Origin of the sequence: Priestia sp. JV24 (genome assembly GCF_025910025.1) — a bacterium.
In the GTDB taxonomy this organism is placed as follows: domain Bacteria; phylum Bacillota; class Bacilli; order Bacillales; family Bacillaceae_H; genus Priestia; species Priestia megaterium.
Window position 1 is genome coordinate 256,029 of sequence record NZ_JAPCIN010000010.1, and the last position, 14,814, is coordinate 270,842.

General features: G+C 37.6%; 14 protein-coding genes. 10 read left to right on the forward strand and 4 right to left on the reverse strand.

Going from position 1 to position 14,814, the window contains the following annotated elements; genetic code table 11:
* Positions 1–104 precede the first annotated feature (104 nt).
* The 7 genes from OK414_RS04170 (at position 105) to OK414_RS04205 (ending at position 7,632) form a co-directional block, all read left to right on the forward strand.
* Entirely contained in the window at positions 105–737 is a 633-nt protein-coding gene (locus OK414_RS04170) for a fumarylacetoacetate hydrolase family protein (protein ID WP_016763146.1), read from the forward strand.
* A gap of 949 nt (positions 738–1,686) precedes the next feature.
* Complete coding sequence (locus OK414_RS04180) at positions 1,687–2,250, forward strand: ImmA/IrrE family metallo-endopeptidase (RefSeq protein ID WP_034654161.1); 564 nt, start codon at positions 1,687–1,689, stop codon at positions 2,248–2,250.
* Positions 2,251–2,578: 328 nt separating this feature from the next.
* Positions 2,579–3,883, forward strand: coding sequence for a CitMHS family transporter (locus OK414_RS04185; protein ID WP_034654158.1), 1,305 nt, complete (start codon positions 2,579–2,581; stop codon positions 3,881–3,883).
* Positions 3,884–4,036: 153 nt separating this feature from the next.
* The gene (locus tag OK414_RS04190; protein WP_034654150.1) at positions 4,037–5,626 is read left to right on the forward strand and encodes a sensor histidine kinase; all 1,590 of its coding nucleotides are present in this window, start codon (positions 4,037–4,039) and stop codon (positions 5,624–5,626) included.
* Positions 5,627–5,653: 27 nt separating this feature from the next.
* Positions 5,654–6,325, forward strand: a complete 672-nt coding sequence (locus OK414_RS04195) for a response regulator (RefSeq protein ID WP_034654144.1) — start codon at positions 5,654–5,656, stop codon at positions 6,323–6,325.
* Between the two features lie 24 nt (positions 6,326–6,349).
* On the forward strand, positions 6,350–7,318 hold the full coding sequence (locus OK414_RS04200) for a tripartite tricarboxylate transporter substrate binding protein (protein WP_025749762.1): 969 nt from the start codon (positions 6,350–6,352) through the stop codon (positions 7,316–7,318).
* A 134-nt stretch (positions 7,319–7,452) separates the two neighbouring features.
* A complete protein-coding gene (locus OK414_RS04205) occupies positions 7,453–7,632 on the forward strand; it encodes a hypothetical protein (protein ID WP_080743194.1) in 180 nt (59 codons plus the stop codon).
* A gap of 31 nt (positions 7,633–7,663) precedes the next feature.
* Here OK414_RS04205 and OK414_RS04210 read toward each other — a convergent pair whose 3' ends face one another.
* A complete protein-coding gene (locus OK414_RS04210) occupies positions 7,664–8,536 on the reverse strand; it encodes a LysR family transcriptional regulator (RefSeq protein ID WP_016763152.1) in 873 nt (290 codons plus the stop codon).
* Between the two features lie 140 nt (positions 8,537–8,676).
* Between OK414_RS04210 and OK414_RS04215 the strand changes: the two genes are divergently transcribed.
* On the forward strand, positions 8,677–9,795 hold the full coding sequence (locus tag OK414_RS04215; RefSeq protein ID WP_016763153.1) for an AbrB family transcriptional regulator: 1,119 nt from the start codon (positions 8,677–8,679) through the stop codon (positions 9,793–9,795).
* A 65-nt stretch (positions 9,796–9,860) separates the two neighbouring features.
* Positions 9,861–10,634, forward strand: a complete 774-nt coding sequence (locus OK414_RS04220; protein ID WP_016763154.1) for a class I SAM-dependent methyltransferase — start codon at positions 9,861–9,863, stop codon at positions 10,632–10,634.
* A 38-nt stretch (positions 10,635–10,672) separates the two neighbouring features.
* Here the strand turns inward: OK414_RS04220 and OK414_RS04225 are convergent, their stop codons facing one another.
* From OK414_RS04225 to OK414_RS04235, 3 genes are read right to left on the reverse strand one after another with little or no spacing between them, the layout of a single operon-like run.
* The gene (locus tag OK414_RS04225; protein WP_013081885.1) at positions 10,673–11,518 is read right to left on the reverse strand and encodes an ABC transporter permease; all 846 of its coding nucleotides are present in this window, start codon (positions 11,516–11,518) and stop codon (positions 10,673–10,675) included.
* A complete protein-coding gene (locus OK414_RS04230; protein ID WP_034654142.1) occupies positions 11,511–12,716 on the reverse strand; it encodes a quaternary amine ABC transporter ATP-binding protein in 1,206 nt (401 codons plus the stop codon). The genes OK414_RS04225 and OK414_RS04230 overlap by 8 nt, the downstream gene beginning before the upstream one ends.
* Before the next feature lie 35 nt (positions 12,717–12,751).
* The gene (locus OK414_RS04235) at positions 12,752–13,615 is read right to left on the reverse strand and encodes a glycine betaine ABC transporter substrate-binding protein (RefSeq protein ID WP_034654140.1); all 864 of its coding nucleotides are present in this window, start codon (positions 13,613–13,615) and stop codon (positions 12,752–12,754) included.
* 594 nt (positions 13,616–14,209) lie between these two features.
* Here OK414_RS04235 and OK414_RS04240 point away from each other — a divergent pair.
* A complete protein-coding gene (locus tag OK414_RS04240; protein ID WP_016763156.1) occupies positions 14,210–14,797 on the forward strand; it encodes a TetR family transcriptional regulator in 588 nt (195 codons plus the stop codon).
* Positions 14,798–14,814: the final 17 nt, after the last annotated feature.

Below are 14,814 nucleotides of genomic sequence, written 5' to 3' on the forward strand. Positions count from 1 at the left end.
CCATTTTACGTCTTTAGATTCATTTTATTATGTTCCAATCTTTTTTTCTTGTAAAATAAAAGAATACAAGTTAAAAAATCTTTATTTGAACGAAAGAAGGGATGATGAAAGTGAAAGATATTAAAAATATTTATTGTGTGGGGCGGAACTACGCACTGCATGCAAAAGAATTACATAATGATATTCCAACATCACCTTTTTTATTTTCCAAACCTACTCACGCTCTCGTTGAAGCAGCTGGACAATCAATCACTCTTCCTAGCGACCAAGGAGAGGTGCACTTTGAAACTGAACTGATTCTTCATATTGGACAATCTTACAAAGAGGGCATAATAGTGGATGAACTTGTTGACGAGATGACGATTGGATTAGACTTGACCCTTCGAGACGTGCAGAGTGAATTAAAACAAAAAAAGCACCCTTGGCTGCTTGCAAAAGGATTCAAACGTTCAGCGGTCGTGGGAAACTTTATTCCATTTGAAGGAGTAGAAGCATCTAAGAAGAAAGACTTTTCGTTAGTGAAAAACAATGAACGCGTGCAGCTGGGGAATATTAAAGATTTGATTTTTGACTTACAAACGATTATTGATTTTACAGGAAAACATTTTGGTCTTGATAAAGGAGATCTTATTTTTACAGGGACACCTGAGGGAGTAGGTCCGCTTACTCATCATGATGAGCTTTCACTTAAATGGGGACAGCAAGAGCTTGGTTCTTGCATCATTTCCTTTCGTTAACAAAAAGAAGCGGAAACAAAAGTAGTTTAGTTGAAGGAAGATCCGAACGATGAATCGAGATTCTTGATAGAGAATCTCGATTCATCGTTCGGATTTTTTATTGTGATGGTGAACGTAGATTGTATATATTTGCTTCTAGCTGTTGATTAGAGGGCAAGGCGAAGACTCCGTCGGGGAAAGTGGAGTGGCTGAGACCCCGCAGAAGGGTAAGTGAAGTTTTGCACGAAAATCAACAGCGGCGTACCACGCAGTCCAAATCATTTATCCCATTTGTTCGTATTTAGATTGGCTTGATTTCGTTATGCCTCAATCTCTTTTTTTACGAAGTTTTAATTTTTTAGCCTTCAGAATGAATTTAATATCCAATGGGAAAGCTGTTTCTATCTCCTATAGAAAACGAGGTCCTCAGCATGGTGCTCTTAATCCTTACAACGGTGATTTCTATTCTGAGTGTACTAGTTATGCCAAAATGTATCAGCTGGATAGAAATGTACACAACTTCTTTGTTTGTTATGTTTTTAGGATCGGTAGGAGATGTATATCTTGATGTTAAATATGATCTTTATGGATTCTTTACAAAAGGAGTATCCAAACAGAAGTGTTTTATTATAATGCATGGAAGACGCTATACTCGTTGTTTTGCTATCCTTTTCTTTATATAGCAATGGTTTTAAATTTAAAAATGATACGCAGGCTTCAGATTATCGATAAACAAAAATAGAAATAAAAAAAAGTAATGATAAATCATAAAAAAATGATATTTTATTAATGGCTACATATGTAATATAGTAAAAATAGAAAATAAACGAAGCAGCATATAAGCAGGGTTAAAAAACATCAAAACGGGAATCTTGACATTAACTTCATGTTTTTAACCATGTATTGTGAATGAATATACTTATTGCTAAATAATATGTTGTAGAAGGAATTTAGTAAAGGAGGCAAGAAGATGTTTAAGCGTAGTGAAAAAATCCAAATTCATGGTGTAACGTTTCACGGAGTCATGAGCGCGAAGCAAAAAGCCGCCCTGCAGGAAATTGCTAATGTAACAGACGAAAAAGACTGGGAGGGGCTAAAAGGTGTGTATTGCTTAGGCAGTGTAAAGGTGCAAGGAAAAGATGTGCTAGGCGTGTACTATGGCCAATTTAATGATAACCTTCCAAAAGAGAAGCGCAAACTTCAGTTTGAAATTGATTATATTAAATATACAGTAACGGAATGTCCTATTGTCTTTATCGATACAACAAAAAATAAAAAGCCTCATCAATTTGCTTTTATCATTCTGCATGAATTAGGCCATCATGTGGATCGTATGACAAATGGAACGCTTTTAAAAGAAGGAAATAGAACGCAAGAAATGTTTGCTAATACGTATGCTTTAGAGAAATATTCAAAAATAGAAAAGTTCCAAACAAAGAAGTTGAAAAACATTCCATTTTTAGAGGAATCTCTTACTCAATGGAATAAAACTCCTCATCTTGGCGCTTATTCTCTTAGAGTTCAAATTGAATAATTCACGAGAATAGTTCCTCTCTCTCCGTTTTTTTATTTTCCTATCTTTTTCCTCTTACTTTCTTTTATCCTTCCAATGAACAAAAAGGATTTAATTACCCATAAAGTTTTAAAAGTTTTTATAGTACGAATTATTTACACTATACCCTCCTGTAAATTATGATTATTTTAAGAAAAAACAGAAAATTTTAAAGTTTTAAGGTACAACTTAATAGTGAACAAGCGATGTTGTAATCGTATAGACGAACTGGCATACATATGCGGGTCATACATACAAACGAATCGCTTCCACTGTTATGAAAGCGGATTCAAAAATAGGAGGGGTAATAATGTTAGCTATTCTTGGGTTTTTGATGGTTTGTACATTTATGTTTCTAATTATGACAAAACGATTAACGCCGCTTATTGCTTTAATGGTTATTCCAGTATTGTTTGCAATCATAGGGGGATTCACAAGTGATATTGGAGAAATGGCTTTAAATGGTGTAAAAGAATTAGCACCTACAGGCGTTATGTTAATGTTTGCTATTTTATATTTTGGGATTATGATTGATGCTGGTTTGTTTGATCCAGTTGTAGGAAGAATTTTAAAAATCGTAAAAGGTGATCCACTAAAAATCACAATTGGTACAGCTATTTTAGTTCTTATTATCTCATTAGACGGAGACGGAACAACAACATATATGATTACGCTCTCAGCGATGCTTCCGCTTTATAAAAAGCTAAACATGAAGCCTATGATTTTAGCCTGTATCGCTATTATGGGTAGTGGAGTTATGAACTTAACGCCTTGGGGCGGACCTACTGCTCGCGTGATGAGCGCATTGAAGTTAGATGCTTCCCAGGTGTTCACACCAATGATTCCAGCCATGATTGGTGGAGCTATTTGGTTATTATTTACGGCTTACTATTTTGGGAAAAAAGAGCGCCAGCGCTTAGGTGTTATTGATATTCAAGACGTTACAAATGCTCAAGTAGCTTTTGCAGAAGCAGCCGCTGCTGAAGGAATCGAGTACAAGCGTCCGAAGCTTTTATGGGTAAACTTTGCTTTAACAGCTCTCTTATTAGTAGGACTTATCACAGCAGTTATGCCGCTTCAAATTCTGTTTATGATTGGATTTGCAATCGCTATCATGATTAACTATCCAAATTTAGAAGTTCAAAAAGAGCGTATCACAGCACATGCTGGTAATGTACTTGCTGTTGTATCTCTTGTATTCGCAGCAGGCGTATTCACAGGCATTTTATCAGGTACAAAAATGGTAGATGCAATGGGTAACAGTTTAGTAGGATTAATTCCAGATGCGCTAGGGCCTTACATGTCTGTGATTACAGCCATCACAAGTATGCCATTTACGTTCTTTATGTCAAATGATGCTTACTACTATGGAATTTTACCAATTATTGCTCAAGCAGCTTCAGCATACGGTATTGATGCTGCAGAAATTGGCCGTGCTTCATTGATTGGTCAACCTGTTCACTTACTAAGTCCTTTAGTTGCTTCTACGTATCTATTGGTCGGTATGGCAAAAGTCGAGCTTGGTGAATTCCAGCGCTTTACTTTAAAGTGGACGATTGGAACAGCGATGGTGATGCTTTTAGTAGCTATTATTACAGGAGTTATTACGCTGTAAAGATCATGAACTTAAAAACTTATCAATTCCGCTTTTGGGATTGATAAGTTTTTTTGTCTAAAAAGCTTTTGGAATAAGGAGCGGATATACAAAAAATTTTGATAAAATAAAAGAGGAATAGAACTATAAGGTAAAGGCTAAAGGTGCGATGAAATGAAAAAATGGTTTCAAGTATCGCTGCAAACAAAAATCGTAGGTTTATCCGCAGCATTAATCATAACTGTTATTGTTCTTTTAGCGAGTATTTTCTCTTACATGCAGTTTGTAGAATCTAAAAGGCAAGCCGAGCAGCTGGCTCTTCAAGCAGCCAAATCAATATCATTTATGCCGGAAGTCAAAGCTGCTTTTCAAAAAAAACAGCCCAGTCGCTATATTCAGCCCCTTGCCGAGCAAGTGAGGGAACAAATCGGAGCAGCAAGTATTGTAGTTCAAAACCGTGAGCAAATCATCTATTCTCATGCTAATCAAAAATGGATAGGAAAGAAAGACAAAGAGGCGGTTAACGATAGAGCACTATTATTCGGCGGATATTATACGCTTGACGGAGAGGGAACCACAGGTCCTGCAATTATGGGGAAAGCGCCTATTGTCATCAGTCACGGAAAGTATACGGACGTCGTGGGAGTAGTGACGGTTGAGTTTTTAAAGTCTCATGTTCATGCTCAGCTCATTGCGCGCATTCAGCAAATTATCCTATTTTCACTAGCTGTTCTATTGCTTGGTATGATCGGGGGTATTTTTTTAGCTAAAAGTATTAAAAAAGATACTCTCGGTCTTGAGCCCCATGAAATCGCTTCTTTATACCGTGAACGAAATGCGATTTTACTTTCGATAAAAGAAGGAATTATTGCTATTGATCATCAAGGCTTTATTACGATGATGAATACATCAGCTAAAAATATGCTAGGACTACAGACGGAATATTTACATCATCATATCATTGAAGTATTTCCTTATACGAATATGATTGAAGTGCTAGATACGGGAATAGCCCGAAGCGACCAAGAGATTTTTCTGAATGAAAAAACGTTTATCTTAAACTTAACTCCTATTATTGAACATCAGCGAATTGTAGGAGTGGTCGCTAGTTTTCGTGATAAGACAGAATTAAAAAGCTTAATCAATACGATTTCAGAAGTACGAAAGTATTCAGAGGATTTACGAGCTCAAACGCATGAGTTTACGAATAAGCTGTATGTTTTGTCGGGTTTGCTGCAGTTAGGGCAGTACAAAGATGCATTTGAGTTTATTCAAAAAGAATCAGCCGTACACCAAACACAAAACCGTATTCTATTTGATCAGATACTAGATTCTAAAGTCCAAGCAATATTGCTTGGGAAGATTGGAAAAGCATCTGAAAAGAAAATTCACTTTTCGGTTGATTCGGAGAGTACACTCGATACGCTCCCAGAACATATTGAAATTTCTCATCTCATTATCATTATTGGGAATTTAATTGATAATGCATTTGAAGCGGTGAGTCAGCAGTCTGAAAAAGAAGTGTCGTTTTTTATTACCGATATTGGTCATGATTTAATTATTGAAGTGATGGATAATGGACCTGGTGTATCAGAAGAAGTACTAAATCAAATTTTCACAAAAGGTTTTTCAACCAAAGGTACAGACAGAGGATACGGACTGGCAAATATAAAGAAAATGGTAGATGAGCTTGGAGGATCTATTGAAGTGTATAATCAGCCAGAAGGAGGAGCTATTTTTTCAGTTTACCTTCCAAAAAACTGAATCATGAGAAGTAAGGGGAGAGTTGAAATGTTAAGAGTCGCAATTGCAGAAGACGATTTTCGAATTGCTCAAGTTCAAGAGCGATTTTTATTAGAAGTAGATGGTGTGGAAGTTGTAGGTAAAGCGTTGAATGCAAAAGAGACGCTTGAAATGCTAAAGGAGAAGAAAGTTGATTTACTTCTTTTAGACATCTATATGCCAGATGAAATGGGAACAGATTTACTGCCAAAAATCAGAGCGCGGTTTCCACACGTTGACGTTATAGTGGTAACGGCTGCCACCGAAAAAAACATTGTAGAAATCTGTTTGAGAAACGGCGTCGTTAATTATTTGATTAAGCCGGTTATGATGGAATCCTTCATTAATGCTATTAAACAGTATCAAGAGAAAAAGGAACTGTTTAGTACGCATGAAGAAGTAGATCAATCATTTATTGATGCGTACTTTGGACATGTCAGGACAAAGCCAAAAGCGGATAAATCTCTTCCTTCAGGTATTGATGGTATCACATTACAAAAGTCAAAAGATATTTTAAAAAGCATCAAAGGAATTACGATCGAAGAGATGGGGCAGCACATGGGAGTATCTAGAACGACAGCTAGACGATATTTAGAGTATCTAGTATCAACTGGTGAATGTCACGTTGAATATGATTATGGGATTATTGGACGGCCAGAGCGCAAGTACTATTTAGCGTAGCATTAGCCTTGAAGGATGGTATATATGATCAAAAAGCTCATGATAGTGTTTATAAGTGTATTGCTTGTTAGCTGTTCTTCTCCCTCTAAAAAAGACCGTATTGATATGGGGGAAATTGAAATTGTGGCAGCCGGTGCAAAAGGCGGAGGAGCAGACGCAACAGTAAGAGCCATTCAACAAGTGCTAACGGAAAAGAAGATTGTGAAGGTACCCGTTTCTGTTAGTAATAAAATAGGTGGGCAAGGTGAAGAAGGATGGAAATATATTAAACAGAGAAAAGAAGGGAATATTGTTTCCGGAAATTCCAGCTTGCTGATTACAAATAATTTGCTAGGGCAAAGTCAATTAACATATAAAGACTTTACTCCGCTCGCTATTTTAACATCTGAATGGGAGGTCATCGTAGTTCCTGCTAACTCTCCTATATATAATTTAAAACAGCTCATACGCACGTTAAATCAAAGTGAATCCAGCATGAAAGTGGGAATATCACCTCGCTTAGGAAACGACGATCATTTATCGTTCATGCAGCTAAATAAAAAAGCAGGCGTAGACTCTTCCAAGCTTGAGTTCTTCGTTTACAACAGCAGTCATAAAGTGATCGATGCACTCGTTCATCATCAGCTAGATGTAGCACCTATGTCATTATCAGAAGTGAAAAAGCAGTATGAACAAGGGCAGGTAAGAATACTCGCCGTTTCTTCTCCCAGCAGGCTAGAAGAGTTAAAAGAGATCCCAACGTGGAAAGAAGCGGGAATTGACGTAACGTTTAGCCATTGGAGAGGTCTAATGGGACCGCCTAATATGACCAAAGAGCAGGTAGCATATTGGAATAAGACAGTGTATGAAATGGTTCATACAAAAGAATGGGAACAGCTGCTTAAAGATAACGATTTAACCTCTTTTTATAAAAATAGCAGCGGTGCTAAAGTCTTTCTTGAACAGCAAAGCAAGCTGTATTCTGACTTAATGGGCGGAACAAATGATGAATAAATATAATAGAAAGAGGTTGGGATAAAAGGATTTTAGACGGAGTGAAAAACGAACCATTGATCAAGATTTTTGATTCGTGTTTCGTTTTTTTGTTTTGGTGAGCATAGTTTCATCTGTTCTGTTCCTTCTAGCAGTTGATTGGAGGGCAAGACGAAGACTCCTGCGGGAAAAGCGGAAGGGGTGAGACCCCACAGGAGAGTAAGCGACGAGGAGGCTCACCGGCCGCCCGCGGAAAGCGAAGTCTTGCACGGAAATCAACTGCGGAGTCAAAAGCAGTTCAGCTCATATATCTCATTTGTTCGTCTTTAGATTGAATTCATTTCGGTATGTCTTAACCTCTTTCTATCAGTGTACATCTTTTAAATCCAAGTTTTGAATGAACTCAATAAAAGCTTTTACGATGTTAATCTTTAATGAATCCTCATGATAAAACATCCATGTACTGCGCGTTAAAGGCTGCTGGTCTTTTGTTTTTAACGTGTATCTGTAAATCTCGGCTGCGTCATCAAGCAGCATACTCGGCAAAATCGCGTAACCGAGTCCGTTTACAACCATCTTTTTGCATGTTTCTGCTTTATCCACTTCAATACTGACAAGGGGAGGCTGAGAGTAATTTTCAGCCCACCAGTTATCAACAGATGTTTTTAAAAAACGATCTTGGTGATAGTCAATCCGAGGTAGATTGGGAAGGTTGTTTATGTCGACAGGCTGTGCAGACGCAATGCAAATTGTTTCTTTAAAAAGCAGCTCTTTCTGATCTTGCCAGTTATAATCACCTTTTACAAACGCAATATGAACATCGTGCTTATAAAGAAGATGAGCCATGTCGCTGCTCCATCCGGTCGTGACTTTGAATTCCACGTCGGGAAATCGCTCTTTAAATAAGCGTAATAGCCCAGGTAGCTTGTAGTCAGTGAAAAAGTTAGACACTCCTAGACGTAAAGTACCGGTTAATTGATCATCCATGTTTAACACATTTTCTTTTATTTTTTGAAGCGTGAGCAGCATTTCTTCTGCGCACTTCACTAAATATTCTCCCTGCGGTGTAAACTGAACTCCGCGGCGTCCTCTGTTCACGATCTGAACATGAAATTCCTTTTCCATCTGCTGCAGTCTATGCGTAAGCGCAGGCTGAGAGATAAACAGCTCCTTGGCTGCTTTTGTAATGTTTTTTTCTCGATACAACACTTGTAGAATAAGCCAATCTCGATCGTCCATACTATCCCTCCAGAAATAAAAAAAATGAATGGTTTATAATAAAATTTCGATATTTTAATTATCTCTAAAATTATACTATAGTTAAGAAGAAGAATGTTCGGCGTAAGAAAGAAAAGCCTTGTAGAAGGAAGGAAGTAGATATGAACGCAAGAATTATTTTTTTACAATCTATATTTTTTATTTTATTAACATGCGTGGGAGGATTTCTTCTATCGTTAACAGGCTTATCCATTGGCTGGATGCTTGGGACCCTCATTTTAGCTGCTATTCTAACTTTTCGGAAGCCGCGTTTTTTATCTCAAACAAGCAAAAAAGGTATTCCAAAATATTGGCTGTACGCAGGACAGTGTATTTTAGGGATTGAATTAGGTCAAAAGATTAACTTGTCTGTATTAACTACGTTTCAATCTCACTGGTCCACCATTACGATCATGCTTTTGCTGTCCGTTGTTTTTTCTCTTTTATCCGGTTATTTGCTATGGAAGTTCAGTTCCACAGATTTATTAACAAGCTTTTTCGGCACGACTCCTGGAGGAATGAGCGCAATGCCAGGCATGGCTGAAGAGGTAGGAGCCAATACGGCAATTGTAAGCATTATTCAAACAATGCGCGTGTTTTTAGTTGTGCTTGCTGTTCCTTTATTTGTGGTTTATTGGGGAAGTAATACAGGACGGCATGCAGTGTCAGTTACCCCAAGCGTTTTTCAATGGGGATCACTGTTATGGACAGGCGTTTTAATCGTTACAGCAGTAGTAGGCTATTATATAGGAAAAAAACTAAAGTTTCCTGCGCCTTGGTTAGTAGGAGGGATGCTTACTGTTGCGATTGTTCAAACAGCTGCTTCATCGTACGTAGGGTATAATCTTCAAGCATACTGGCCTCATTCTGTGATGATTTTATCGCAAATTTTTATTGCTTCAAGCATTGGTTCTCGCTTTCATAAAGAAATGTTTATTGGCGTAAAAAAAATTATGGTTGTTGCGCTTATTAATACAATCGGTTTGATCGCCGCTATGTTCGTATGTGCACTAGTAGTCTCCAAAATAACTGGAATTGAGCTTATCACGTCTATTTTAGCGTTTGCTCCTGGGGGCATTGCAGAAATGGCGACTACATCCATTGTATTGCAGGCTGATTCGACGTTAGTAGTAGCGGTCCAAGTGCTTCGGATTTTAACCATTTGGCTGCTTCTTCCTCCGCTGTTTCGATTGTTTCATCAGTGGGGAGAAAGAAAAAGAATACATTCACACGTTTCATAATAAATATGTGAATGCACTAGGCAAAGTAAGAGAGAGTTTTAAAGAGAGAAATGGGGGGAGAAAAGATGAGTAATAAAGAAATGGTGGTCAGTCAGTTCGGGGGGAATGCCGGAAAGTATGTCAAAAGTAAAGGTCATGCAAAAGGCAAAGATTTAGCGGTTTTAGCGGAAATTGCTGAAGAAAATAGAGGAGGAAAGCTGCTTGATGTAGCGACAGGAGGAGGACACGTGGCAAATAAGCTAGCACCTGTCTTTCAAGAAGTAACGGCTTTTGACTTAACTCCTCAAATGTTGCAAAGTGCTGAAGGCTTCATTAAAGAAAATGGTTATGAAAATGTATCGTTTGTTCAAGGAGATGCTGAAGATATGCCATTTCAAGATGACGAGTTTGATACAGTAACGTGCAGAATTGCACCGCACCATTTTCCTAATATTAAACAGTTCATCAAAGAGGTGTACCGAGTGTTAAAGCCAGGCGGACAGTTCTTGCTCATTGATAATGTAGCACCGGAAGTGAATGCTTATGACGAGTTTTATAATCGAGTTGAAAAGACAAGAGATCCAAGCCATTATCGTGCTTATAAAAAGACAGAGTGGCTTTCTATGCTTGAAATGCAAGGATTCCGTACAGAAGTGCTGACAACTTTCTCAAAGCGCTTTTTATTTGATGACTGGTGCGGGATGATGAATGTTTCGGAAGAGACAAAGCGTGAGCTTACTCAATATATGCTGAATATACCAAGCGGGTTTAAGCAGTTTTTTGATATCAAAACAAATCAACAGGGAATTGAATCGTTTCAAGGAGAAGCAATCTTTGTAGCGTGTTGCAAAAATAAATAACAAGAAGCCAACTCACCGGAGTTGGCTTCTTGTTTTACTTATGCTCGTTGGTTTGAACGATTTCCAAAATATTGCGTAATACGGTCTAAAATAATCGCTAAAATAACGATTGAAATTCCGGCTTCAAAGCCCGTGCCGACTTCAAGTCGAGAAACTGCACGATATACTTCCGCACCAAGCCCCGGAGCACCTACAAGAGAGGCAATAACAACCATTGAAAGAGATAGCATGATGCTTTGGTTAATTCCGGCCATGATGGTTTTTGTAGCTAATGGAAGCTGTACTTTAAATAATTTTTGTTTTGTTGTTGAACCGTAGGCATTTGCTGCTTCTACTAAGTCAGCGGGTACTTCACGAATACCTAGATTCGTTAAGCGAATCGTCGGAGGCATTGCAAAGATAACAGATGAGATAACGCCTGGTACCACACCAATTCCAAAGAAGAAAAGTGCTGGAATCAAATAAACAAATGCGGGCATTGTCTGCATAAAGTCTAAGATTGGCGTAATAATTCGAGCCGTCTTTTCGCTTTGAGATGCCCAAATGCCAAGCGGAATTCCTACTATAATCGAAATCAGTACGCTTGTTAAAACGAGGGCTAGTGTGTCCATGGTTTCTTGCCAGTAGCCAAGATTAAGAATAAATAATAGGCCAATCATCGATAAAATAGTAAATGACCATTTTTTACTTGAAAACCAAGCAATGATTCCGACAATTAAGATTAAAATCAATGCGGGTGGAAAGGTTAGCACTAGTACAATAAAACTTACAATACCATCGACAATAGCTGAAATAACATCAAAAAACCCTTTGATATTATCGTTTAAAAACGTCACAAAATGGTCAATCCAATTGCCAACGGGAATTTTAGGAATACTATTCATTTACGTTCACCTCATTACTATCAGTACCAGCGAGTGCTTCAATTACTCGTTCTTTTTTTATGATGCCGCGCAGACGATGGTTTTCATCTACAACCGGTAGTGGAAAGCGGCTGATAACCATTTTGTCGTACAAGTTTTCTAGTAGCGTATCTGTTGTAACAGTTGGAATATCCGTATCTAATACGTCTGCTGTCAGTTTATCTTGTTTAATGGCGCGGATAATATCATCTGCCGTTACAACTCCTAGAAGCGTTTTTTTCTTGTCTACGACGTAGATGCTTGAATAACCAGCTTCTTGCATAATTTTAAGCGCCACGCGCGGACCTCGGTCTACGGTAATAGATTCAGCACGGTTCATCACGCTTTCAGCTGTGTATACTTTAGCTACATTAACGTCTTCTACAAAGCGCTCAACATAATCATTGGCAGGGTTTGTCATAATTTCTTCAGGTGTTCCTACCTGAACAACACTGCCGTCTTTCATTAAAACGATGCGATCTCCGATTCGAAGAGCTTCATCAAGATCATGGGTAATAAAAATGATTGTACGTTCCATTTTTTCTTGAAGCTCCAGTAAGAAATCTTGCATGTCTTTACGAATAAGCGGATCTAGTGCACTGAATGCTTCATCCATTAATAAAATGTCAGGGTCATTGGCAAGTGCTCGGGCCAGTCCGACGCGCTGCTGCATACCGCCGCTCAGTTCACCAGGGTATTGATTTTCGTACCCTTTCAAACCTACTAATTCAAGCGCTTCTTTTGCTTTTTTTTCACGTTCGGCTTTTGGTGTACCTTGAACTTCTAATCCGTATTCTGTGTTATCAAGAACCGTACGGTGAGGGAATAGGGCAAAGTTTTGAAAAACCATGCTCATTTTTTTTCGGCGCATGTCGCGAAGTTCCTCTTTGTTCATTTTTACTACATCGTCACCGTCTAAAATAAGAGATCCAGATGTTGGTTCAACAAGGCGATTAAACATACGAACTAAAGTGGATTTACCGCTTCCAGACAGGCCCATAATAACGAAGATCTCACCGGATTTAATTTCGAAGTTTGCTTGATTAACCCCGATTGTCATTCCTGTTTCTTCTAGAATTTCTTTTTTTGTTTTTCCTTTTTGAAGTAAATCAATCGCCTTTGACGGATTCTTACCAAACACTTTGGTTATATTTTGTACTTTTAATTTTACGTGTTCCATATGTCCACCTCAATTGTTGTTTTCATTTACGTTCATTACTCTTTTGTCCAACTGTCGATTAATTTTTTATGTTTTTTTACCCATTTCTGTGCTGCTTCTTCAGGGTTTGAAGATTTTTCGACTTGTGACAGAAGAGGACTGATTAATTTATCATTCATCTGTGCATTATTCATCCATTTTATAACTTGAGGATTTGTCTTTTTAAATTCCTTGCTTGTCATTGTGTAAATGTTGTCAGGATCTCCAAACGAATTTTTAGGATCTTTTAAGTATTTGATATCAAAGTCTGCAAAAGCCCAGTGCGGATTCCACATAGTCACAACAATTGGTTTTTTTGCATCATAGGCTTTGCGCAGTTCGCTGAGCATAGCTGCCTCAGACGATTTTACAAGCGTATAGTTTTTAAGGTTATAGTCCTTTAACGCTTGTTCAGCTAATCCGTTAATACTGGAGCCCGGGTCAATTCCAATGACTTTGTTATCGACATCGGAAGCAACTTTAGCAAGATCTTCTGTTGTATTCACGTCTTTCATATAGGTTGGAACTGCAAATCCTAAGCGTGCATTTTTAAGCCAAGGATCTTCAATGTTCACTTGATCTTTATACTTTTTGTAAAAAGGCGCATCTGTTGTAGGGAGCCATGGTGCAAATGAAATATCAATGTCGTCATTAGCTGTTCCTACCCAAACACCAGCTTTCTCTAAGAAAACGGTTCTAACCTTGTAGCCTCGATCTTCTAAAATGTGTTTCCACACGTACGTGTAGGCAATGTTTTCAGTATAGTTATTCATGCCGATGGTAATGGTTTTTTTATCTTTAAATGCGCCATTACCGTTGCCGCAAGCTGAAGTAATAACTAGAAGAAAACAAATCATGCTGATTAACAATAGTTTCTTCATGCAGTGTAACTCCTTTATAAAGTTTTAAATCAATCTGACTGATATGTAGAACGGATGCTAAACACAACGAAGTGTATACCCGGTTTTTTTAGATGGTAAACATAGAAAATATAAAATGTGAAATAGAGTGGGTGATTTTTCGGCGTTATAAAGTTATTTTTAGCTAAAAATGCACATCGTAGTTGCGAGAAATTATGGGAAATAAATGGATAAAATAAGTGACTGTAGAATCAGTTTTACATGTTATCACTCTTTTTTTTACTCCGTCAACTTCAAGTGAAGAGTAATTAGCCGATAAAGCTTTATAAATAAACGCAGAAAAGTATCTTTCTATTAAAGATACTTTTCCAGAAAAATAGTTGCTTAAAGAGCGTTGTATCAGCTTTTACTTTGGATGGTGAAAGGAGGAGAAATAACAGTGAGACATATAAAAAGAGCGAGGATAAAATGATAAAATAAAAAAATATTTTTGAAGCCGGCATGCGACCGATTTTTAATTAAATTTAAAGATTCAGAAAATTTTATCTTGCATAATTTGCGTTGCTTATAGTAAAATGAATGAAAGTCATTCATTTTATAGGTGGAGGGAAAGAGTTGGTTACAAGCACAAGTGAAAAATACGATAAAATCTTACAGGCGGCGATTGAAGTTATATCTGAAAAGGGGCTTGATAAAACGTCAATTTCAGACATTGTGAAGCGTGCAGGTGTAGCTCAAGGAACTTTTTATCTTTATTTCAGATCTAAAAATGCCCTTGTTCCTGCTATTGCAGAGAACTTACTTTCTTTGTCACTTGAAAAAATTAAAGAAAGAGCTAAAACAGCAACAGATTTTTTAAGTACATTAGAGGTAATGATTGATGAAACGTATAAAACAACAGATGAATATAGAGATGTTCTTGTTTTATGCTATTCGGGGCTCGCCTTTGACTATTCATTAGAAACATGGGAAGCTATTTATTTACCTTATTACAACTGGTTTGAACAGGTATTAAATGAGGCAGTGAAAAAAGATGAAGTCATCAAACAGCTTAACGTTAAATGGACAGCTAAAACGATGATCAATTTGATTGAAAATGCTGCTGAACTTTTTTATATTGGGCGAGAGCAAGATGTCACACTTGAACAATCGAAGGAAGAACTTTTTCAATTCTTAAAGCGTTCTCTTGTGCCATCTATGTAATATTAGCACTGCTGATA

Bases quoted from the DNA above. Each gene is read 5' to 3' on its own strand.
- OK414_RS04190 (WP_034654150.1), top strand. From the start codon at position 4,037: ATGAAAAAATGGTTTCAAGTATCGCTGCAAACAAAAATCGTAGGTTTA.
- OK414_RS04195 (WP_034654144.1), top strand. From the start codon at position 5,654: ATGTTAAGAGTCGCAATTGCAGAAGACGATTTTCGAATTGCTCAAGTT.
- OK414_RS04215 (WP_016763153.1), top strand. From the start codon at position 8,677: ATGAACGCAAGAATTATTTTTTTACAATCTATATTTTTTATTTTATTA.
- OK414_RS04185 (WP_034654158.1), top strand. From the start codon at position 2,579: ATGTTAGCTATTCTTGGGTTTTTGATGGTTTGTACATTTATGTTTCTA.
- OK414_RS04225 (WP_013081885.1), bottom strand. From the start codon at position 11,518: ATGAATAGTATTCCTAAAATTCCCGTTGGCAATTGGATTGACCATTTT.
- OK414_RS04200 (WP_025749762.1), top strand. From the start codon at position 6,350: ATGATCAAAAAGCTCATGATAGTGTTTATAAGTGTATTGCTTGTTAGC.
- OK414_RS04230 (WP_034654142.1), bottom strand. From the start codon at position 12,716: ATGGAACACGTAAAATTAAAAGTACAAAATATAACCAAAGTGTTTGGT.
- OK414_RS04210 (WP_016763152.1), bottom strand. From the start codon at position 8,536: ATGGACGATCGAGATTGGCTTATTCTACAAGTGTTGTATCGAGAAAAA.
- OK414_RS04220 (WP_016763154.1), top strand. From the start codon at position 9,861: ATGAGTAATAAAGAAATGGTGGTCAGTCAGTTCGGGGGGAATGCCGGA.
- OK414_RS04170 (WP_016763146.1), top strand. From the start codon at position 105: ATGAAAGTGAAAGATATTAAAAATATTTATTGTGTGGGGCGGAACTAC.
- OK414_RS04235 (WP_034654140.1), bottom strand. From the start codon at position 13,615: ATGAAGAAACTATTGTTAATCAGCATGATTTGTTTTCTTCTAGTTATT.
- OK414_RS04180 (WP_034654161.1), top strand. From the start codon at position 1,687: ATGTTTAAGCGTAGTGAAAAAATCCAAATTCATGGTGTAACGTTTCAC.